The organism is Bacillus sp. T3 (assembly GCF_033449965.1).
Lineage (GTDB): Bacteria > Bacillota > Bacilli > Bacillales > Cytobacillaceae > Bacillus_BU.
The window spans coordinates 1-20230 of record NZ_CP137761.1; the positions used below are offsets into that span (position 1 = coordinate 1).

The following is a 20230-nucleotide window of genomic DNA, read 5'->3' on the forward strand; positions in this document are numbered from 1 at the left end:
ACAGGGGAGAGCCCCCAACTACCATCGGCGCTGAGAAGCTTAACTTCCGTGTTCGGTATGGGAACGGGTGTGACCTTCTCGCTATCGCCACCAGACTATTTTTATAAGACATTATTTATTATAATGGCTTTTTTAATTTTTGCAAGAGAAATTTTTAAATTTCATTCTCTCAAAACTAGATAATGTAGAAGAAGAAAAACGTTTTTTGGTTAAGTCCTCGATCGATTAGTATCAGTCAGCTCCACATGTCGCCACGCTTCCACCTCTGACCTATCAACCTGATCATCTTTCAGGGATCTTACTAGCTTACGCTATGGGAAATCTCATCTTGAGGGGGGCTTCATGCTTAGATGCTTTCAGCACTTATCCCGTCCGCACATAGCTACCCAGCTATGCCTTTGGCAAGACAACTGGTACACCAGCGGTGCGTCCATCCCGGTCCTCTCGTACTAAGGACAGCTCCTCTCAAATTTCCTGCGCCCACGACGGATAGGGACCGAACTGTCTCACGACGTTCTGAACCCAGCTCGCGTACCGCTTTAATGGGCGAACAGCCCAACCCTTGGGACCGACTACAGCCCCAGGATGCGATGAGCCGACATCGAGGTGCCAAACCTCCCCGTCGATGTGGACTCTTGGGGGAGATAAGCCTGTTATCCCTGGGTAGCTTTTATCCGTTGAGCGATGGCCCTTCCATGCGGAACCACCGGATCACTAAGCCCGACTTTCGTCCCTGCTCGACTTGTAGGTCTCGCAGTCAAGCTCCCTTGTGCCTTTACACTCTACGAATGATTTCCAACCATTCTGAGGGAACCTTTGGGCGCCTCCGTTACTTTTTAGGAGGCGACCGCCCCAGTCAAACTGCCCACCTGACACTGTCTCCTACCCCGATCAGGGGTATGGGTTAGAATTTCAATACAGCCAGGGTAGTATCCCACCGATGCCTCCACCGAAGCTGGCGCTCCGGCTTCTACGGCTCCTACCTATCCTGTACAAGCTGTACCAAAATTCAATATCAGGCTACAGTAAAGCTCCACGGGGTCTTTCCGTCCTGTCGCGGGTAACCTGCATCTTCACAGGTACTATAATTTCACCGAGTCTCTCGTTGAGACAGTGCCCAGATCGTTACGCCTTTCGTGCGGGTCGGAACTTACCCGACAAGGAATTTCGCTACCTTAGGACCGTTATAGTTACGGCCGCCGTTTACTGGGGCTTCGGTTCAAAGCTTCGCTTGCGCTAACCTCTCCCCTTAACCTTCCAGCACCGGGCAGGCGTCAGCCCCTATACTTCGCCTTGCGGCTTTGCAGAGACCTGTGTTTTTGCTAAACAGTCGCCTGGGCCTATTCACTGCGGCTCTTCTAGGCTTTAACACCCAAAAGAGCACCCCTTCTCCCGAAGTTACGGGGTCATTTTGCCGAGTTCCTTAACGAGAGTTCTCTCGCTCACCTTAGGATTCTCTCCTCGACTACCTGTGTCGGTTTGCGGTACGGGCACCTTTTATCTCGCTAGAGGCTTTTCTTGGCAGTGTGGAATCAGGAACTTCGGTACTATATTTCCCTCGGCATCACAGCTCAGCCTTTACGGAAACGGGATTTGCCTCATTTCCAGCCTAACTGCTTACACGCACATATCCAGCAGTGCGCTTACCCTATCCTCCTGCGTCCCCCCGTTGCTCAAACGATAATGAGGTGGTACAGGAATATCAACCTGTTATCCATCGCCTACGCCTTTCGGCCTCGGCTTAGGTCCCGACTAACCCTGAGCGGACGAGCCTTCCTCAGGAAACCTTAGTCATTCGGTGGATGGGATTCTCACCCATCTTTCGCTACTCATACCGGCATTCTCACTTCTGAAGCGCTCCACCAGTCCTTACGGTCTAGCTTCAACGCCCTTAGAACGCTCTCCTACCACTGACATCGTAGATGTCAATCCACAGCTTCGGTGATACGTTTAGCCCCGGTACATTTTCGGCGCAGAGTCACTCGACCAGTGAGCTATTACGCACTCTTTAAATGGTGGCTGCTTCTAAGCCAACATCCTGGTTGTCTAAGCAACTCCACATCCTTTTCCACTTAACGTATACTTTGGGACCTTAGCTGGTGGTCTGGGCTGTTTCCCTTTTGACTACGGATCTTATCACTCGCAGTCTGACTCCCACGGATAAGTCTTTGGCATTCGGAGTTTGTCTGAATTCGGTAACCCGATGAGGGCCCCTAGTCCAAACAGTGCTCTACCTCCAAGACTCTTACTACGTGAGGCTAGCCCTAAAGCTATTTCGGAGAGAACCAGCTATCTCCAAGTTCGATTGGAATTTCTCCGCTACCCACACCTCATCCCCGCACTTTTCAACGTGCGTGGGTTCGGGCCTCCAGTTGGTGTTACCCAACCTTCACCCTGGACATGGGTAGATCACCTGGTTTCGGGTCTACGACCACATACTAATTCGCCCTATTCAGACTCGCTTTCGCTGCGGCTCCGTCTTCTCAACTTAACCTTGCATGTAATCGTAACTCGCCGGTTCATTCTACAAAAGGCACGCCATCACCCATTAACGGGCTCTGACTACTTGTAGGCACACGGTTTCAGGATCTCTTTCACTCCCCTTCCAGGGTGCTTTTCACCTTTCCCTCACGGTACTGGTTCACTATCGGTCACTAGGGAGTATTTAGCCTTGGGAGATGGTCCTCCCTGCTTCCGACCGGATTTCACGTGTTCTGGCCGTACTCAGGATCCACTCAGGAGGGAACGAAGTTTCAACTACAGGGTTTTTACCTTCTTTGACGGACCTTTCCAGATCTCTTCATTTACCCCGTTCCTTTGTAACTCCATGTTGAGTGTCCTACAACCCCAAGAGGCAAGCCTCTTGGTTTGGGCTATGTCCCGTTTCGCTCGCCGCTACTCAGGGAATCGCATTTGCTTTCTCTTCCTCCGGGTACTTAGATGTTTCAGTTCCCGGGTGTGCCTTCAATACCCTATGTATTCAGGTAAAGATACTACTCCATTACGAGTAGTGGGTTCCCCCATTCGGAAATCTCCGGATCAAAGCTTACTTACAGCTCCCCGAAGCATATCGGTGTTAGTACCGTCCTTCATCGGCTCCTAGTGCCAAGGCATCCACCGTGCGCCCTTTCTAACTTAACCTAAAGGTTAATTCTCTTATTATTAAGAGAGAAAAAACTAATGTGGTGTTTCTTGTTTTCTTCTTTTACGATTATCTAGTTTTCAAAGAACGAACGGTAAATGATAAGCTTCGCATTTCGTTGTCAGCTGCGCTTACTCAGGTCCTCATGTACGCTAAGTACACTCCGGCCTTCCCTCGCTTGCTTCCTAGAACTGCTCGCTTCTAATTTACCTTAAGTTTCGAGGAATTGCTCCCTCAAAACTAAACAAACAAAGCGGTCAACAGTACAGACCAGAAGGTCTGCATTCCGATTGTCTTTATGACAATATCCTTAGAAAGGAGGTGATCCAGCCGCACCTTCCGATACGGCTACCTTGTTACGACTTCACCCCAATCATCTGTCCCACCTTAGGCGGCTGGCTCCTTACGGTTACCCCACCGACTTCGGGTGTTACAAACTCTCGTGGTGTGACGGGCGGTGTGTACAAGGCCCGGGAACGTATTCACCGCGGCATGCTGATCCGCGATTACTAGCGATTCCAGCTTCATGTAGGCGAGTTGCAGCCTACAATCCGAACTGAGAATGGTTTTATGGGATTGGCTCGACCTCGCGGTTTCGCGACCCTTTGTACCATCCATTGTAGCACGTGTGTAGCCCAGGTCATAAGGGGCATGATGATTTGACGTCATCCCCACCTTCCTCCGGTTTGTCACCGGCAGTCACCTTAGAGTGCCCAACTAAATGCTGGCAACTAAGATCAAGGGTTGCGCTCGTTGCGGGACTTAACCCAACATCTCACGACACGAGCTGACGACAACCATGCACCACCTGTCACTCTGTCCCCCGAAGGGGAACGTCCTATCTCTAGGAGTGTCAGAGGATGTCAAGACCTGGTAAGGTTCTTCGCGTTGCTTCGAATTAAACCACATGCTCCACCGCTTGTGCGGGCCCCCGTCAATTCCTTTGAGTTTCAGCCTTGCGGCCGTACTCCCCAGGCGGAGTGCTTAATGCGTTTGCTGCAGCACTAAAGGGCGGAAACCCTCTAACACTTAGCACTCATCGTTTACGGCGTGGACTACCAGGGTATCTAATCCTGTTCGCTCCCCACGCTTTCGCGCCTCAGCGTCAGTTACAGACCAAAGAGCCGCCTTCGCCACTGGTGTTCCTCCACATCTCTACGCATTTCACCGCTACACGTGGAATTCCGCTCTTCTCTTCTGCACTCAAGTTCCCCAGTTTCCAATGACCCTCCCGGTCTAGCCTGGGGCTTTCACATCAGACTTAAGGAACCGCCTGCGCGCGCTTTACGCCCAATAATTCCGGACAACGCTTGCCACCTACGTATTACCGCGGCTGCTGGCACGTAGTTAGCCGTGGCTTTCTGGTTAGGTACCGTCAAGGTACCGGCAGTTACTCCGATACTTGTTCTTCCCTAACAACAGAGCTTTACGACCCGAAGGCCTTCTTCGCTCACGCGGCGTTGCTCCGTCAGACTTTCGTCCATTGCGGAAGATTCCCTACTGCTGCCTCCCGTAGGAGTCTGGGCCGTGTCTCAGTCCCAGTGTGGCCGATCACCCTCTCAGGTCGGCTACGCATCGTCGCCTTGGTGAGCCGTTACCTCACCAACTAGCTAATGCGCCGCGGGCCCATCTGTAAGTGACAGCCGAAACCGTCTTTCAGCTTCCCCTCATGAGAAGGAAAGGATTATCCGGGTATTAGCTCCGGTTTCCCGAAGTTATCCCAGTCTTACAGGCAGGTTGCCCACGTGTTACTCACCCGTCCGCCGCTGATATCAGGGAGCAAGCTCCCATCAATCCGCTCGACTTGCATGTATTAGGCACGCCGCCAGCGTTCGTCCTGAGCCAGGATCAAACTCTCCAAGAAAGTTGATTTAGCTCAAAAATGTTACGTTGGCTAGTGTATTATAACCAAAGTTATAAGCACTAAAATTTATTATTGTTGACGTTTGTTTGTTTAGTTTTCAAAGAACAATTTTCTTGTTATCGCTCAGAGGCGACTTTATTAATATAACATGTCGTGTTAATCATGTCAACATCATTTTTCTCAATCAATGTTGTTGCTCAGCAGCGACGTTTATTAATATACCAAGTTCTATTATATAAGTCAACAAGTTTTATTCATTTTTCTTTTACCTTTTTCATCTGCCTTATTTTTGATGGCATATAATGAAAGCATTCAACAGGTGAAGCCACTCTCTTAAACAGGGAAAACAATATTTTGTAACGGTCTTTCATTGCCTGTTTAACTAGATGTTCAATTCGTTCATCCTGTAAATCAAATAAAATTTCATCCAGCTCTCGCTTAATCAAATATCTTATTTCTTGTTCCTCTTGTCCTGAAATGATCATTCCTATCATAGTAACACTCCTTATATATGGTTTTTATTTTTTGTAGTGTTTTCCATATTTGGTTTTTTTATTAGCAAATAATCATATCGGCTATTTTGGAGCATAGGATAGGATTGAGCGATGGGACGAGGTGAAGAGGATGAAATTCTTTTTCGTATTAAACGGTAAAACCATTAAGCATTTAGTATTAATAATGATTGCAGCCTTTTTTACAGCCTTTTTTATGTATATGGAGAACATCTTCCATCTTGCAGTATTTACAACTAAAGATGGTCCAAAGGCCATTTATAAAGGTGAAAAAGATGTGGCTCTAACCTTTAATATTGGTTGGGGTGATGAAAAAGCTGAGCCCATACTTGATATTTTAAAAAAGGAAAATGTTAAGTCTGCAACCTTTTTCCTTTCTGGATCATGGGCTGAAAGACATCCTGATCTTGTTGAGAGAATTGTAAAGGATGGTTTTGAGATTGGCATATTGGGGTATTCCTACCAAGATTATTCTGAGCTAGAGGAAGCGAAGATTAAAAAGGATCTTTTATTAGCCCAAGAAGTATTTAAAAAATTAAATGTTAAAGGGATTGAGCTTGCACGGGCACCAACTGGCCAATTTGATCAAAGGTCATTGAAGATTGCTACACAATATGGGTATTCCTTTGTTCATTGGAGCATCGACTCCAAAGATTGGACAAATCCAGGTGTAGAACAAATAACGAAAAATGTAGCAAAGGCAAAAAAAGGGGATATTATCCTATTACATGCCTCCGATTCTGCAAAACAAACTGCAAAAGCAATACCGAATATATTAGCCGAACTAAAAAAGAAGGGATTAAAGCTTGTCTCTGTATCAGAAATGATCGCCAACGGAACTACACAGTCCTCTGAGGTAAACTAATTAATAAACCTTTAAAAAAATGGAGCTGATATTTGGTCAGCTCCATTTTTCTTGTTTCAGGCCTTTTGAGCATTATTTCGTTGTAATTGGGAAGTTTCATTAAGCTTATGGAGAATTAAAAGCTGATAGGCATTACACACTAGAAGTGGAATTAACATTAAATACAACCAGCTGTGTTCATTAACTCGTAATACTGGCATCCATTCAATAACTGTAATAACAACCATAAAAAATAACGCAGGAACAAAAGCTTCTTTATTGGTTTGCTTTGCTTTTTGCCAGGCAAATAACAGACCGAATAGTAAAACAAATACTCCTAATACAATATAGGAAAGATAGCTTTCTCCTTTCTCAGCGTAAAATAAGTAACGAAAATAAATTAAATCGAATACAACAAAACCTACCAATACTAATTGAACACGATTCCAAAGCTTAACACTTCGAAATATTCCCAATCCAAATCGATGTATCGTTAAGTAAGCAAAAAAACCCATTTGACTAAGCAAACTAAAAATAAGACCAATCCCCATTAACCAAAACAATACTGATAGGATTTCTAACCATTCAAAATGAGTAAAGAATGGTTCAAATTCATCCCAGCGTACAATGAAGCCAACTATTCCAGTGGTTAATGCCCCAATCAATAAGGTTGAAAAAAATAATTTGACCAAATTTCGGCTATTCACGACTTTTCCCCATACTAAATTAAGTAATCGTTGCATCAACGAATACTTATTCTATAGTGTTATTAGCATAACAATCCTTCTCTACTTTAAATTGTACCAACCAAATTTTGAAAAATCTAGATATTCACATCAAATGAATAATTATCGTCCATCTTTCTCAATCTATAAGTAAGAATTGCTATGTGAAGGGAGCCTCAAAATGAAAATGCAGTCAAAATTGCTCCTCCCCTTTTGCTTAGTTTTTATTATTTCTGGCTGCGCGGAATCTCAAGCTCAAGGTGGACAACTTGATTATGAAGAAACTAAAAAAATGGTCGTCGACATCTTAAAAACCGATGATGGTAAAAATGCCATTAAAGAGGTCATGTCTGACGATAAACTAAAGCAACAATTAATAATGGATCAAACCGTTGTAAAAGAAGTTATTGAGCAAACGTTGACCTCAGATAAAGGCATGGAATTTTGGAAAAAGGCGTATGAAGATCCAAAATTTGCTGAAGGTATTGCCAAAAGCATGAAAACGGAGAATGAAGGTTTGTTGAAAAACCTTATGAATGATCCAGATTACCGTGGTAAATTAGTGGAAATTATGAAAGACCCCGAACTTCAAAAAGAGGTTCAGGATACATTAAAAAGCAATGAATATCGTGAGCATATACAAAAAATCGTCAGTGAAACTTTTGAAAGCCCACTTTTTAAAGCAAAAATTCAAGATCTCCTCATTAAAGCTGCAGATGAGGTAAAAGCCGGTAAGAGTGAAGGCGAAGCCTAAGAATTAATGAAAAATCTCCAAAAAATAAAGCCTCCTTGAAGGAGGCTTTATTTTTTTCAGTTTATTTCTCAATGATTCCTGCAATCTTTTGGGCAATATCCAAATAGATTTTGCCGAGCTTATGATCCTCTTGATAAATAGAAGGAGCAAAATCTTCTTCATTCCAATCAGGCTGTCCTAGTGGCAGTTGACCAAGTAGGGTCGTCTGTAACTCTTCCGCTAGCTTCTCTCCACCACCACGGCCAAAGATATATTCCTTATCGCCTGTTTTTTCACTTTCAAAATAAGACATATTTTCGATTACACCAATCACTTCATGATCGGTTTTAATGGCCATTGCACCTGCACGTGCAGCAACAAAGGCTGCTGTTGGATGCGGAGTCGTAATGATGACTTCTTTACATGCCGGCAACATCGAATGAACGTCTAAGGCAACATCTCCTGTGCCTGGAGGTAAATCAAGCAGTAAATAATCGAGTTCGCCCCATTTTACTTCATTAAAGAAACTGTTTAACATTTTACCAAGCATTGGACCACGCCAAATAATCGGAGCATTATCCTCGACAAAGAATCCCATCGAAATTACTTTAACACCAAAGCGGTCGACAGGAAGAATTTTTTCGTTCTGAATAGCAGGTCGAGTTGTAATTCCCATCATATCCGGAACACTAAATCCGTAAATATCCGCATCAACTAATCCAACCTTTTTCCCTAGCCGAGCCAAAGATACTGCCAAGTTAACCGACACAGTTGATTTCCCGACACCGCCTTTACCGCTCGCAATCGCGATAAACGTTGTTTTACTGTTAGGTGATAGCAATCCTTCTTCTTCTGGGGAGGCTTCGGCACGGAATTTTGCTAATACTTCTTCAGGGAGTTCACTAAAACGCAACCCAACTGTGTTAGCTCCCTCTTGTTTCAACAAAGAAACAATTTCCGATTGTAGTTGAAGCTGTTCTGCTGTTCCTGTTTTAGCAATAGCCACTTTAACACTGACATGGCCTTTTTCTGCATTGATCTTAACCTCTTGAATCGCATTGACTTCCTCAAGCGTTCTATGTAAAAAAGGTTCCTTTACTCCGTTTAAAAGTTCGACAACTTTTGCTTCTGACAACATTCAAAAACACCCACCTTGTGTATTCATTTCCAATTCATCATATACCATAATTAACTAAATTAACAGTTAAGTGAATCACTTTTGATAGATGAGAATGGTTTTTCCAGCAAAGAAAAAAAGAAGGCTTTTCACCTTCTATTCTGCTTCTTTTAATTCTTTTTCAGTCGTAAAGTAACGAATAATTCCTTTATAAATTGATGCTGCAATCTTTTCCTGATATTGGTCCTGCTTTAAGTTATTTTTTTCTGCTGGATTTGATAAGAAACCTATTTCAACTAAAGCACCAGGTTTTTTCGCATGTTTTAATATATAGACATGATGAATTGATTTCGCCTGTCGGTCTGTATTATTTAGATTTTTCCGTAATTCATCTTGGATAAATTTTGCTGCTCGTTCATTTTCGTTTTTTTGTGGTGCGTAAAAGGTTTGGGCACCGCTCCACCGTGGTGATGGAATTGAGTTCAAGTGAACACTTATAAATAAATCAGCCTCTGACTCATTGATCATCTTTAAGCGCGTTTTTAAATCCTCCACTTTTCTGCGGCTATATCCCTTCGTGTCTTCATCTGCTAAATCCCGATCTTCTTCTCGAGTCATAATGACAAGTGCACCCTGTTCTTGAAGGTATTCCCGGAGCTTTAATGATACATCTAAAGCAATATCCTTTTCTAAAGCCTTTTTATCCCCAGCTCCGCCATCTGGACCACCGTGGCCAGGATCAACGAGAATAATTTTTCCACTCAACGGAAGATTCCACGACTTCCATGAGTCATCCTCCCTGAAGTCATACTGTAGAATGAAAAATAAAGTAATCAGCCCGAGGGCAAATCCACTGATTTTTAATTTTCGTTTCATGTGTCGTGCTGCTCCCTCCCGCCTGTCCTTATAATTCACTATATGGGACATACAGGGGCTTTAGAACAGCAAAACAGTTAGACAATACACCCTTTATCGGAAATCAATAATAGCCTTTTTTTCAATGAAGCCGGAGCTTATATCGTCTTTCTCCCTTCGTAAACCCTTCTCTAAACCAATGATCTACATAGGCCTCGCAGAGATAAAACAAAGATTCACTATGGATTCCCTCATCATATAAGCCATGACCCCAATACAGGATAAAATTATATAAGGTATCGGATAAATGTTTTAGCTCCTCCTCGCAGCGTGTTCGGACCTGCTTTAACTCCTCACCAAAATAGCCAAACCGGCTCATCCGGGCACCTAATAAATATCCTTCAATCGCGATATCGTAACACGCCTCTTCCATTCCTGCCTTCATTAAAACACTAGAGGCAATCCTCGATGAACCAAAATATTGCTTCACACTTGTTTTCAGCATTTGTATAGATAAATCACGAAGTACGGTTCGCTCATATTTTATTTGCTTTTCTCGTTTTTTCTCTTTAAACGTTGTTATCAAGGTCATAAAATCTACACTCCTTTGAAAGTAGTCTTTATCCTTCACACAGGAGAAATACAAGAATTATTTAGCATTATGTTTCCAATTTTAATGGGTAAAATCGGAAAATTTAATTCGGTGAATTTTAGCATAAATTGATTCCTGTTTTAAAAACTATTAAGGATGCTTAATAGGGAAATTTTTTTGAAAGGAGGGCAAAATGAAAAACCTAATTATTTTAGTCACTAGTATTGTTTTTCTTCTACAATTTGACCCTCATCCTTCAAAAGCAGAAGGTAACTCCATTAATAATGAGGAAAAAATGGCGGAGGGCATTCCTAGTTCTGCCTCAGTTCAAGGTCAGCATATCTTGATGACAAGAGCGGAGTTTAAGAATTGGCTATATAAACAACATGTAACAAGGAAGATTGATTTAATTCAACAGCATCATACCTGGCTTCCTTCCTATAAGCATTTCAATGGGGCCAACCATTTTACGATGTTGAGCGGGATGGAAAATTATCATAAACAACAAATGGGCTGGAAAAATATTGCCCAAAATATTACAACCTTTCCTGATGGAAAAATTGCTGTTTCCCGGCCATTTAACATTCCTCCAGATGGGACCATTGGATCCAAAGCGAATGAGAATGGAATTGCGATTGAGCATGTGGGAAATTTTGATGTTGGTCACGATGTGATGACAGAGGAACAAAAGGAAACAATTGTCTATCTCAATGCCTTGCTCTGTATCAAATTTGGCTTGGACCCTTCCATCGACACTATTACCTATCATCATTGGTGGAGCTTAAAGAATGGCGAAAGAGTGTTAGATAAAGGTCCTGATTATAATGTAAAAACGTGTCCTGGGGCAGGCTTTTTTGGGGAAATTCAACCGAAAATGCGAAAACATACTTTTATCCGCTTATAGTCCGGAAAAAGGAAGAGATAGTAGGTTTGATGAAATAGTTTATTTAACCTGATTGCCGAATGAAGAGTGCATATAGAGGTTCCAACAAAATTGTATTTACTCATTTTCTTTTATTTACAAAAAGACTCCCAACCAAGTGGTGGGAGTCTTTGTCAGAATGTGGTCAAAAATAACACACCCTTGTTAAACTTTCTAGCATTAGAATAAATTCTTGAAGAACGCCTAAAGCGTTTATCGCCCTTTTAACATCCTATGATTCTTCATTCACCAAAAATTGTGCGTGTCGCAGCCATTCGTCTGAGTCCTACCATTAATAATGGTATTTCCATATTTATGACCTTTACCTTCTTCCGCAGCCATTGCATCTGACTTAGTTACATGAACGGTTCCACGTGGATGCTGTGGTGGTGCATATATGGAATAAAGTTTTAGAGGAATATTTCCGATATTGGTTACATTATGCCATGTTCCAGCGGGAACCATTATTGCTGAATCATCTTTGATTCTTCTTTCAAAATTCAGATTCCCTTTACTATTCCCCATTTGAACAATCCCCTCACCTTGTTCAACACGCAAGAATTGATCAACGTGAGGATGTATTTCTAACCCAATATCTTCCCCTGCTTTAAGACTCATCAATGTAACCTGCAAATGTTTTCCTGTCCATAAAGCTGTACGATACGTATTGTTTTGTTTTGATGCCTCATTGATGTTAATAACGAATGGTTTAGGACCATAATCTGTTAGCAAAGCATTTCCATTACTATTAGGTAATCTTAATGCATGAAATCTGTTTGCATAAATATTGGCTGGATAATCCCAGTAATCAGACTGTCTTGCATAATTATTCATTGGTATATTTTCATAATAAGGATATTGGTGCGGATAGTTATAAGGAACATAGTACATTTTTCTCCATCCTCTCACACTTTACTAATCAGGTAATGAAATCACCTAATTCTTACCTTAAATACTATGCAATATGAAATAGCATGAATAGGCACAGACCCATATCTTTATGTAACTGGGTTATTTCCTGTGAATTTCCTAAATTAATATTCTTATGACGAAACATTTTAATTAACACTTATATACTATAAGAAGGATAAAACATCTTGGGGTTAGGAGAGAAGAGTACATGAATGAAGAACTTCAAAGGTTATTTAATAATTTAATTCAAATTGAACATGTATCTACGACCTTATATCTTGCCATGTCTGCATATATGGGGAGATTGAACTTAACTGGTATGGCACACTGGCTAAGATTGCAATCAGAAGAGGAAAGAACACACATGCTTAAATTAATTGATTTTGTTGTGGATCGAGACGGTACTGTCCAACTGAGCAGTCTTCCTGCTCAACCAAGCGACTTTGGTACACCACTAGAGACTTTTCAAAAGGTATTATCTCATGAGCAATTTGTTACAAATTCTTATCGCCAAGCTTATAACTACGCCAATCAAACAGACCCACAGGCCGCTATCATTATACAAGATTTTCTTAGAGAACAAATCGATGAAGAAGCACAAGCAAAAACAATTATAGATCGACTTAGACTTGCTGAAGGTAACCCTTCTGCCCTTTTATTATTAGACCAGGAATTAGGAGCCAGAACAGCTACAACGACCGCTCCAGCAGCAAAATAAACTTGAAATTGACTTACTTTACACATGATAAGCATATAACTTAAACATTTCTTATAAAAATTCTATCCCAACCATCCTTTCAAGGATGGTTTTGTATTATATCAGCTTCATTTTTTACGAGCCTACCAAATCAACATTTTATTACTGATACTGTAGATAAACCCTAGAATTTAAATTCAAAAGGCATACTCTTCCCTGCTTTTGGAGTGATTAGATGTGATCAGAAAATTTTTGATGGTCAAAATGTGGTCAATAGCTATTTTCGCGCATAAAAAAGACCCTTTCCACCAAAGTGGAAAGAGCCTTGAAACGTAAATATTAACGTTTTGAGAACTGAGGTGCACGACGAGCGCCTTTAAGACCGTATTTTTTACGTTCTTTCATACGAGCGTCACGAGTTAATAGTCCAGCGCGCTTTAATGTTGGGCGGAATTCTGGATCAGCTTGAAGTAACGCACGAGCGATACCGTGGCGGATTGCGCCAGCTTGACCAGTGTAACCTCCACCTTTAACATTTACAAGCACATCGTAGCTACCTAAAGTTTCAGTAGCGTTTAATGGTTGTTTAACCACTTCACGTAATGCTTCGAATGGAATGTAATCTGTGATTTCACGATCGTTAATAGTAATGGTTCCGTTACCTGGAACTAAACGAACACGTGCAACGGAGCTTTTACGACGACCAGTACCGATATATTGAACTTGTGCCAAGTTAATAACCTCCTCTTAAAATTATCCGCGAAGTGTGTAAACTTCTGGTTTTTGTGCTTGATGTTGGTGTTCTGCACCAGCATATACGTGTAATTTCTTGAACATTTGACGACCAAGAGAGTTCTTAGGAAGCATGCCTTTGATAGCAAGTTCTAACATTTTCTCAGGGTAGTTTGTACGCATTTCAAGCGCTGTTCTTTGTTTTAATCCACCTGGGTGGTTAGTGTGACGGTAGTAAATCTTGTCAGTTAACTTTTTACCAGTTAACTCGATCTTAGATGCATTCACGATGATTACATTATCACCAGTGTCAACATGTGGTGTGAAAGTTGGTTTATTTTTACCACGTAAAATTGATGCTACTTCGCTAGCAAGGCGACCTAAAGTCTGACCTTCCGCATCAATTACGTACCATTTACGTTCAATATTGTTTGAATTAGCCATAAACGTTGTACGCATGAATTTCCCTCCTAAAATAATCTGATTCAGATTGTCCATATATATTTTTACACAAATTGCTCTTCCAGGGCTCATTGTGGGGTTAAAATACATACCATATGATATAATATCTCGTTCTGGTCGAATTGTCAACACCAGGATTAGTTGCCTTAACGAAAAATCCGATAATAAGTGTGTAAAAATATTATTAATAAACTACTTCCCATAAGTATAAGCCATGGGCTGGGGCTGTTTTGCCCGTTATGGTTCGATCTTTGTTCTTTATTAGCTCTGGAATTGAAGCCGAATCCCGCTCGCCAGTCCCAACCTCGAGCAAGGTCCCAACCAGAATCCTAACCATATTATACAAAAAACCGTTACCAACAAATCGAAATACTAACAGTCCATTTTCCTCCAACAATTCAATCTGATGAATGGTCCGAACACGATCCTCCACTTCTGTCTTCGCAGAGCAAAAACTCGTAAAATCATGAGTCCCAACTAAAAATTGTGATGCAGCGATCATGTTGGACACATTTAACGGATACTTAAATTGATAGGCAAACGGATGTAAAAACGGATCCCTTGTTTTTGAAGGATAGATAAAATAACGATACTCCTTCTTGACGACATCAAATCTTGCATGAAAATCACGATGAACTTTGCTAACAGCTAGAATGGATATATCATCCAGGGAGTAGGCTATTTAAGGCAAGCTGCCACTTTTCCTCAGAGATGTTTAAAGGAGAGTCAAAGTGAAAGACCTGTCCCTTTGCATGCACCCCTGCATCCGTTCTTCCGGAGGCAGAAATTCGCACCTGAGTGCCTTTATGAAGCTTCATCAATGCTCGTTCAATCTCACTCTGGACGGTAACTTTATTCGGTTGAACTTGATAGCCAGAATACGAAGTTCCTACATAAGCAATTTTACATTTAAAACGCTGCATTCTATTACCCCATTACGATCGAAAAAGATATAAAACAGCCGTTAAGCATCCAAGTGCTAGTAGCATGGCTGTATCAGCAAAACTCCATCTCAATAAGCGATACTTCGTTCTACCTTCTCCACCACGATATCCCCTTGCCTCCATTGCCACGGCCAGTTCCTCAGCTCGCTTAAACGAACTAATAAACAACGGTATCAATAACGGAACAATTGCCTTGACTCTTTCTTTAATTGGACCACTAGTAAATTCGACTCCGCGTGCAATCTGTGCCTTCATAATTTTATCCGTCTCCTGCATTAAGGTTGGAATAAACCTCAAGGAAATAGACATCATGAGCGCTAATTCATGCACTGGAAATTTCACTTTTTTCAATGGTCCCAACAGTGTCTCAAGACCATCCGTGATCTCAATTGGTGTTGTTGTTAATGTCAGAAGAGAAGTCATAAGGATTAATAAAAAGAACCGCATCGAGATAAAAACTCCTTGTCGGATTCCATTTTCATAAATCTCAATCGGGCCAAGCTCATATATAAGCTCGCCACCTTTAGTTAAAAATATATGAAGAATTAACGTAAAGATGATGAGCCAAAGAACCGGTTTAAGTCCGCCAATTAAAAAGCGAGCAGAAATTTTGGATAGTGCCACCATGATTAGTGTGTACAAAGTTAAGATTCCATAGGTGAGCGGATTATTGGCAAAAAACACAACACAGACAAATAAGAACACAAGAATCAGCTTAGAACGAGGATCCATTTGATGAATGATTGAATTAGCTGGTACATAGCGGCCCAGTATCATTTTATCCATCATCACGCATTCCCCCTTTTCAAATGAGCGGAAATCGACTCTATAAGCTGTTCCATTGTTAAACATGGTTTTCCAAGCTTCGTTTGAAAGGTTTGTTCAAACCGTTGCTGAAAGCGAATAATCTCCGGTACGTCTAAGCCTAACTGGATTAAACCTTCTGGTGAAGAGAAAATTTCTTCCAGGTGTTCCCTGTTTGTAGACCTCTCCTTTATGCATGATAAAAATTTGGTCAGCAAAACGAGCTGCATCCTCCATGCTATGAGTAACCAAGATGGTTGAAAGGGATCTTTCTTGGTGAAGTCGATAAAACATCTCCATAATCTCCTTACGCCCTCTCGGATCTAAACCTGCAGTTGGCTCATCCAATACAATGACATCTGGCTCCATCGCCAAGACACCTGCAATCGCTACTCTTCTCATTTGTCCACCAGATAGATCAAAAGGTGATTTGGTTAAAATTTCCTCAGATAGTCCAACTTGACGAATCGCTTCTCTCGCTCTTGCCTTGGCTACTGTTTCAGTTACCCCAAAATTCATTGGTCCAAAACAAATATCCTTTTCAACCGTTTCATCGAATAACTGATGCTCTGGGAATTGAAAGACAATCCCAACTTTTTGACGGATAGCTCTTAAATTTTTTTCCTTCTTGTTTGCTTCAATTGTTCGATCACCAATCATGACTCTACCTTTTGTAGGACGCAACAATGCATTGAGGTGTTGGAGAACGGTGGACTTCCCTGAGCCAGTATGACCTATAATGGCCATAAAAGAGCCAGATGGAATATTAATTGATACATTTTGAATCGCAAGTCGCTCAAATGGAGTTCCTTGTTGATAGCGATGCTCTACTTGCTGCAGTGAGATATCCATAATTCATTCACCAACTCTTCTTCAGATAAAAAATGTTTTGTCAGATGAAAACCGTTTTTACGAAATTCCTTCCCTAATTTAACAGGAAACGGAATATCCAAGCCTAATTGGACCAATTCTTCATCTAAGGAAAAGATTTGTTCAGGCGTACCTTCTTTATACCGTTCGCCCTTATTCATGACAATGATCCGATCGGCCTTTGCAGCTTCCTCTAAATCATGTGTAATCGAAATAACTGTTATATTTCGGCTTTCCTTTAGCTCTCTGATAGTGGCTAACACTTCTTCTCTACCACGGGGGTCTAGCATCGATGTTGCTTCATCCAAGATAATAATGGCTGGTTGTAATGCTAATACACTCGCAATCGCCACACGTTGCTTCTGACCACCAGAAAGATGGTGCGGCTCTTGATTAAGAAACGAAGCCATTTTTACTTTTTCCAAAGATTCAGGAATTCGTTCAAGCATAACCTCTCGAGGAATCCCCATATTTTCTAAACCAAAAGCCACATCATCTTCAACTGTTGTACCGACAAACTGATTATCAGGGTTTTGAAAGACCATACCGATTTTTTGACGAATATCCCAAACAGATTGTTCATTCAGCTCAATCCCACAAACATTTACCTTACCTGATTGAGGAAACTGTAAGCCGTTTAATATTTTAGCCATTGTTGATTTCCCTGAACCATTATGACCAACAATCGCAAGCCATTCTCCTTCAAACACCTCAAACGAAACATTCTTTAATGCAAAGCCTTCTTGGGAATCATATTGAAAACATATATTGTCTAAAACAACCAACGCTTTACTCATGGTAGTCCTCTCCTATCTAGTCTCCACTCAGCTATCTTTACTCTATAATCAAGATTTTTTGAAAATAAAAAAAGCCTGCACCTCGCCCTATACGAAAATCCGTAGCTTTTCGTATTCTACATTCCCAACTTGGAAACGAGGAGGAGGTGCATGAGCTAAACAAGACATGAATAGAGACCAAAAGTATTATTAACTTACATACCATCTCTAAGGCATATCATGCTTATCATAACGCTCAGTATGGGCTTGGTTCATTCGTGGAATGCTATACGAAATCTCTATATGCATTCAGCTTGATTAAAGAAAAAGGGCAAAGAACAAGTTTGTATGTAAACTGTCCTCGCCCTTGTTGTTAGTAGAAAAATATTAAACTAACTCGATGATAACCATTGGTGCGCCATCGCCGCGGCGTGGTCCAAGCTTCATAATACGAGTGTAGCCACCTTGACGCTCTTCATATCGTGGTGCGATATCAGCGAAAAGCTTTTGAAGTGCATCTTGGTTCGTTTCAGCGTTAGCTACTTCATTACGAATGTAAGCAGCAGCTTGACGACGAGCATGCAAATCTCCGCGCTTTCCAAGAGTAATCATTTTTTCAACTGTTGAACGAAGTTCTTTCGCACGAGTTTCAGTTGTTTCAATACGCTCATTAATGATTAGGTCTGTTGTTAAGTCTCTAAGCATTGCTTTACGTTGAGCGCTTGTACGTCCTAACTTTCTGTAAGCCATGAAAGTTTCCCTCCTTTGTTGAAGTCTTCTTCTCTATCTAAAAGTTAACAGCATCACATGTCAACTAGTTAGTCATCCTTACGTAAGCCTAAGCCTAGTTCTTCTAGCTTCGCTTTTACTTCTTCTAGAGATTTTCTACCTAAGTTACGAACTTTCATCATATCTTCTTCCGTTTTGTTAGCTAACTCTTGAACGGTATTGATGCCAGCACGTTTTAAGCAGTTATACGAACGAACAGAAAGATCGAGTTCTTCAATAGTCATTTCTAGAACTTTCTCTTTTTGATCTTCTTCTTTTTCAACCATGATTTCAGCATTTTGTGCTTCGTCAGTTAACCCAACGAAAATATTTAAATGCTCGGTCAAAATTTTAGCACCTAGAGCAATTGCTTCTTTAGGTCCTGTACTACCATCTGTCCATACATCAAATGTTAACTTATCATAGTTCGTCATTTGACCAACACGAGTATTCTCAACTTGGTAAGAAACACGTGCAACTGGAGTATAGATGGAATCAATCGGAATTACACCAATCGGCTGGTCTTCTCTTTTGTTTTGATCAGCGGGAGTATAACCGCGACCACGTCTAGCTGTTAGACGCATCCGAAAATGACCATTTGTCCCAAGAGTGGCAATGTGAAGATCTGGATTCAAGATTTCAACATCACTATCATGAGTAACATCAGCCGCCGTAACAATCCCTTCACCCTTCACATCAATTTCAAGCGTCTTCTCTTCATCAGAGTAGATTTTAAGTGCTAACTTTTTAATGTTAAGAATGATGGAAGACACATCTTCCACGACGCCTTCAATTGTTGAGAATTCATGAAGTACACCATCAATTTGAATGGCTGTAACTGCAGCACCTGGGAGTGAGGATAATAGGATACGACGTAAGGAGTTACCCAAAGTTGTTCCATATCCACGCTCAAGTGGTTCTACGACGAACTTCCCGTATTTGGCATCATCATTGATCTCAACCGTTTCGATTTTTGGTTTTTCTATTTCGATCATCAAATATACCCTCCTTCAAAACGTCGAAACCCAGGTTAATAAAGTTAACCGAAATTCCCCCTGCATACGTTCCCGATTGTGCACAACAACTGGATAGATTTCTGTATGAGCGCAAAATATTAGTATCATATCCCATTATAGACAGGGATACAAATTCTATACAGAAAAATTATACGCGGCGACGTTTTGGTGGACGGCATCCGTTATGTGGAACTGGAGTTACGTCTTTGATTGCAGTAACTTCAAGACCAGCAGCTTGTAAAGCACGAATTGCAGCTTCACGTCCTGCACCAGGTCCTTTAACTGTTACTTCAAGAGTCTTCATACCATGTTCCATTGAAGTTTTTGCAGCAGTTTCAGCAGCCATTTGAGCAGCGAATGGAGTAGATTTACGAGAACCTTTAAATCCAAGCGCACCTGCACTTGACCAAGAAATTGCATTTCCGTGCGGGTCAGTAATAGTTACAATCGTGTTATTGAAAGTTGAACGAATATGAGCAATACCAGATTCAATATTCTTTTTTACACGGCGTTTGCGTGTATTAGTTTTACGTGCCATTTAAATGAGTACCTCCTTTACTAATTATTTTTTCTTGTTAGCAACGGTCTTACGAGGACCTTTACGAGTACGAGCGTTGTTCTTCGTATTTTGTCCGCGAACAGGCAATCCACGACGATGACGAAGACCACGGTATGATCCGATTTCCATTAAACGCTTAATGTTAAGCGAAATTTCACGGCGAAGGTCACCTTCAACCTTTAATTTGTCGATAATGTCACGGATTTTATTTAATTCTTCTTCTGTTAAATCACGCACACGTGTATCTTCAGAAACTCCAGCATCTGCTAGGATTTTCTCAGCAGTTGGTTTCCCAATTCCGTAAATGTAAGTTAATGAGATTACTACACGCTTTTCGCGTGGAACATCCACACCAGCAATACGTGCCATAGAATAAGCACCTCC

18 protein-coding genes, 3 rRNA genes and 2 pseudogenes are annotated in these 20230 nt (G+C 41.4%); 4 read left to right on the forward strand and 19 right to left on the reverse strand.

The features are described 5' to 3' along the window. From rrf to RGF10_RS00020, 4 genes are all read right to left on the reverse strand, one after another. Positions 1-95: ribosomal RNA gene (gene rrf / locus RGF10_RS00005) — 5S ribosomal RNA — on the reverse strand. Positions 96-205: 110 nt separating this feature from the next. Then, positions 206-3141 (reverse strand): 23S ribosomal RNA (locus RGF10_RS00010). A 315-nt stretch (positions 3142-3456) separates the two neighbouring features. Then, a 16S ribosomal RNA gene (locus RGF10_RS00015) occupies positions 3457-5006 on the reverse strand. The 16S, 23S and 5S rRNA genes sit together here, the layout of an rRNA operon. A gap of 254 nt (positions 5007-5260) precedes the next feature. After that, positions 5261-5500 (reverse strand): hypothetical protein, encoded by a 240-nt coding sequence (locus tag RGF10_RS00020; protein ID WP_318506218.1) that lies wholly within the window; start codon positions 5498-5500, stop codon positions 5261-5263. Between the two features lie 130 nt (positions 5501-5630). On the opposite strand from RGF10_RS00020, the gene pdaB reads away from it, so the two are divergent. Then, a complete protein-coding gene (gene pdaB, locus RGF10_RS00025; protein ID WP_318506221.1) occupies positions 5631-6383 on the forward strand; it encodes a polysaccharide deacetylase family sporulation protein PdaB in 753 nt (250 codons plus the stop codon). 56 nt (positions 6384-6439) lie between these two features. Here the strand turns inward: pdaB and RGF10_RS00030 are convergent, their stop codons facing one another. Beyond that, a complete protein-coding gene (locus RGF10_RS00030; RefSeq protein WP_318506223.1) occupies positions 6440-7069 on the reverse strand; it encodes a KinB-signaling pathway activation protein in 630 nt (209 codons plus the stop codon). A 199-nt stretch (positions 7070-7268) separates the two neighbouring features. On the opposite strand from RGF10_RS00030, the gene gerD reads away from it, so the two are divergent. Beyond that, the gene (gerD, locus tag RGF10_RS00035; RefSeq protein WP_318506225.1) at positions 7269-7841 is read left to right on the forward strand and encodes a spore germination lipoprotein GerD; all 573 of its coding nucleotides are present in this window, start codon (positions 7269-7271) and stop codon (positions 7839-7841) included. Positions 7842-7902: 61 nt separating this feature from the next. Here gerD and RGF10_RS00040 read toward each other — a convergent pair whose 3' ends face one another. The 3 genes from RGF10_RS00040 to RGF10_RS00050 form a co-directional block, all read right to left on the reverse strand. Continuing rightward, positions 7903-8958, reverse strand: coding sequence for an Mrp/NBP35 family ATP-binding protein (locus RGF10_RS00040; RefSeq protein WP_318506226.1), 1056 nt, complete (start codon positions 8956-8958; stop codon positions 7903-7905). Between the two features lie 135 nt (positions 8959-9093). Next, positions 9094-9813 carry an N-acetylmuramoyl-L-alanine amidase CwlD gene (gene cwlD, locus RGF10_RS00045; RefSeq protein ID WP_318506228.1) on the reverse strand — a complete coding sequence of 240 codons (720 nt, stop codon included), beginning with the start codon at positions 9811-9813 and terminating at the stop codon, positions 9094-9096. A gap of 121 nt (positions 9814-9934) precedes the next feature. Further along, positions 9935-10384 carry a YbaK family protein gene (locus RGF10_RS00050; protein WP_318506230.1) on the reverse strand — a complete coding sequence of 150 codons (450 nt, stop codon included), beginning with the start codon at positions 10382-10384 and terminating at the stop codon, positions 9935-9937. A 193-nt stretch (positions 10385-10577) separates the two neighbouring features. Here RGF10_RS00050 and RGF10_RS00055 point away from each other — a divergent pair, with 193 nt between their 5' ends. Continuing rightward, complete coding sequence (locus tag RGF10_RS00055) at positions 10578-11288, forward strand: peptidoglycan recognition protein family protein (protein ID WP_318506232.1); 711 nt, start codon at positions 10578-10580, stop codon at positions 11286-11288. Between the two features lie 264 nt (positions 11289-11552). Here RGF10_RS00055 and RGF10_RS00060 read toward each other — a convergent pair whose 3' ends face one another. After that, a complete protein-coding gene (locus RGF10_RS00060; protein WP_318506234.1) occupies positions 11553-12197 on the reverse strand; it encodes a cupin domain-containing protein in 645 nt (214 codons plus the stop codon). Between the two features lie 229 nt (positions 12198-12426). Between RGF10_RS00060 and RGF10_RS00065 the strand changes: the two genes are divergently transcribed. Then, the gene (locus RGF10_RS00065; protein ID WP_318506236.1) at positions 12427-12936 is read left to right on the forward strand and encodes a ferritin; all 510 of its coding nucleotides are present in this window, start codon (positions 12427-12429) and stop codon (positions 12934-12936) included. Between the two features lie 318 nt (positions 12937-13254). On the opposite strand, the gene rpsI is transcribed toward RGF10_RS00065, so the two are convergent. From rpsI to rpsM, 10 genes and pseudogenes are all read right to left on the reverse strand, one after another. Next, positions 13255-13647: a 30S ribosomal protein S9 gene (gene rpsI, locus RGF10_RS00070; protein ID WP_147535658.1), complete on the reverse strand. Its 393-nt coding sequence runs from the start codon at positions 13645-13647 to the stop codon at positions 13255-13257. Positions 13648-13668: 21 nt separating this feature from the next. Further along, positions 13669-14106: a 50S ribosomal protein L13 gene (rplM, locus tag RGF10_RS00075; RefSeq protein ID WP_318506240.1), complete on the reverse strand. Its 438-nt coding sequence runs from the start codon at positions 14104-14106 to the stop codon at positions 13669-13671. A 187-nt stretch (positions 14107-14293) separates the two neighbouring features. Next, positions 14294-15032, reverse strand: a pseudogene (gene truA, locus RGF10_RS00080) (tRNA pseudouridine(38-40) synthase TruA). A 12-nt stretch (positions 15033-15044) separates the two neighbouring features. Next, entirely contained in the window at positions 15045-15842 is a 798-nt protein-coding gene (locus tag RGF10_RS00085) for an energy-coupling factor transporter transmembrane component T family protein (protein WP_318506242.1), read from the reverse strand. Next, positions 15842-16709 (reverse strand): annotated as a pseudogene (locus RGF10_RS00090) (energy-coupling factor ABC transporter ATP-binding protein). The gene RGF10_RS00085 and the pseudogene RGF10_RS00090 overlap by 1 nt, the downstream one beginning before the upstream one ends. After that, positions 16685-17524, reverse strand: coding sequence for an energy-coupling factor ABC transporter ATP-binding protein (locus tag RGF10_RS00095; RefSeq protein WP_318506244.1), 840 nt, complete (start codon positions 17522-17524; stop codon positions 16685-16687). Before RGF10_RS00095 ends, RGF10_RS00090 begins: the two are co-directional and overlap by 25 nt. A gap of 366 nt (positions 17525-17890) precedes the next feature. Next, positions 17891-18253, reverse strand: a complete 363-nt coding sequence (gene rplQ / locus RGF10_RS00100) for a 50S ribosomal protein L17 (protein WP_147535664.1) — start codon at positions 18251-18253, stop codon at positions 17891-17893. A 68-nt stretch (positions 18254-18321) separates the two neighbouring features. Then, positions 18322-19266, reverse strand: coding sequence for a DNA-directed RNA polymerase subunit alpha (locus RGF10_RS00105; RefSeq protein ID WP_318506248.1), 945 nt, complete (start codon positions 19264-19266; stop codon positions 18322-18324). Positions 19267-19435: 169 nt separating this feature from the next. Next, positions 19436-19825, reverse strand: coding sequence for a 30S ribosomal protein S11 (gene rpsK / locus RGF10_RS00110; protein WP_318506251.1), 390 nt, complete (start codon positions 19823-19825; stop codon positions 19436-19438). A 24-nt stretch (positions 19826-19849) separates the two neighbouring features. After that, positions 19850-20215, reverse strand: coding sequence for a 30S ribosomal protein S13 (rpsM, locus tag RGF10_RS00115; RefSeq protein ID WP_318506252.1), 366 nt, complete (start codon positions 20213-20215; stop codon positions 19850-19852). Between the last annotated feature and the right edge of the window lie 15 nt (positions 20216-20230).

What these genes read in the sequence shown, in the direction of transcription:
- RGF10_RS00020 (WP_318506218.1), bottom strand. Translation starts at nt 5,500, where the DNA reads ATGATAGGAATGATCATTTCAGGACAAGAGGAACAAGAAATAAGATAT.
- pdaB (WP_318506221.1), top strand. Translation starts at nt 5,631, where the DNA reads ATGAAATTCTTTTTCGTATTAAACGGTAAAACCATTAAGCATTTAGTA.
- gerD (WP_318506225.1), top strand. Translation starts at nt 7,269, where the DNA reads ATGAAAATGCAGTCAAAATTGCTCCTCCCCTTTTGCTTAGTTTTTATT.
- RGF10_RS00040 (WP_318506226.1), bottom strand. Translation starts at nt 8,958, where the DNA reads ATGTTGTCAGAAGCAAAAGTTGTCGAACTTTTAAACGGAGTAAAGGAA.
- cwlD (WP_318506228.1), bottom strand. Translation starts at nt 9,813, where the DNA reads ATGAAACGAAAATTAAAAATCAGTGGATTTGCCCTCGGGCTGATTACT.
- RGF10_RS00050 (WP_318506230.1), bottom strand. Translation starts at nt 10,384, where the DNA reads ATGACCTTGATAACAACGTTTAAAGAGAAAAAACGAGAAAAGCAAATA.
- RGF10_RS00055 (WP_318506232.1), top strand. Translation starts at nt 10,578, where the DNA reads ATGAAAAACCTAATTATTTTAGTCACTAGTATTGTTTTTCTTCTACAA.
- RGF10_RS00060 (WP_318506234.1), bottom strand. Translation starts at nt 12,197, where the DNA reads ATGTACTATGTTCCTTATAACTATCCGCACCAATATCCTTATTATGAA.
- RGF10_RS00065 (WP_318506236.1), top strand. Translation starts at nt 12,427, where the DNA reads ATGAATGAAGAACTTCAAAGGTTATTTAATAATTTAATTCAAATTGAA.
- rplM (WP_318506240.1), bottom strand. Translation starts at nt 14,106, where the DNA reads ATGCGTACAACGTTTATGGCTAATTCAAACAATATTGAACGTAAATGG.
- RGF10_RS00085 (WP_318506242.1), bottom strand. Translation starts at nt 15,842, where the DNA reads ATGATGGATAAAATGATACTGGGCCGCTATGTACCAGCTAATTCAATC.
- RGF10_RS00095 (WP_318506244.1), bottom strand. Translation starts at nt 17,524, where the DNA reads ATGAGTAAAGCGTTGGTTGTTTTAGACAATATATGTTTTCAATATGAT.
- rplQ (WP_147535664.1), bottom strand. Translation starts at nt 18,253, where the DNA reads ATGGCTTACAGAAAGTTAGGACGTACAAGCGCTCAACGTAAAGCAATG.
- RGF10_RS00105 (WP_318506248.1), bottom strand. Translation starts at nt 19,266, where the DNA reads ATGATCGAAATAGAAAAACCAAAAATCGAAACGGTTGAGATCAATGAT.
- rpsK (WP_318506251.1), bottom strand. Translation starts at nt 19,825, where the DNA reads ATGGCACGTAAAACTAATACACGCAAACGCCGTGTAAAAAAGAATATT.
- rpsM (WP_318506252.1), bottom strand. Translation starts at nt 20,215, where the DNA reads ATGGCACGTATTGCTGGTGTGGATGTTCCACGCGAAAAGCGTGTAGTA.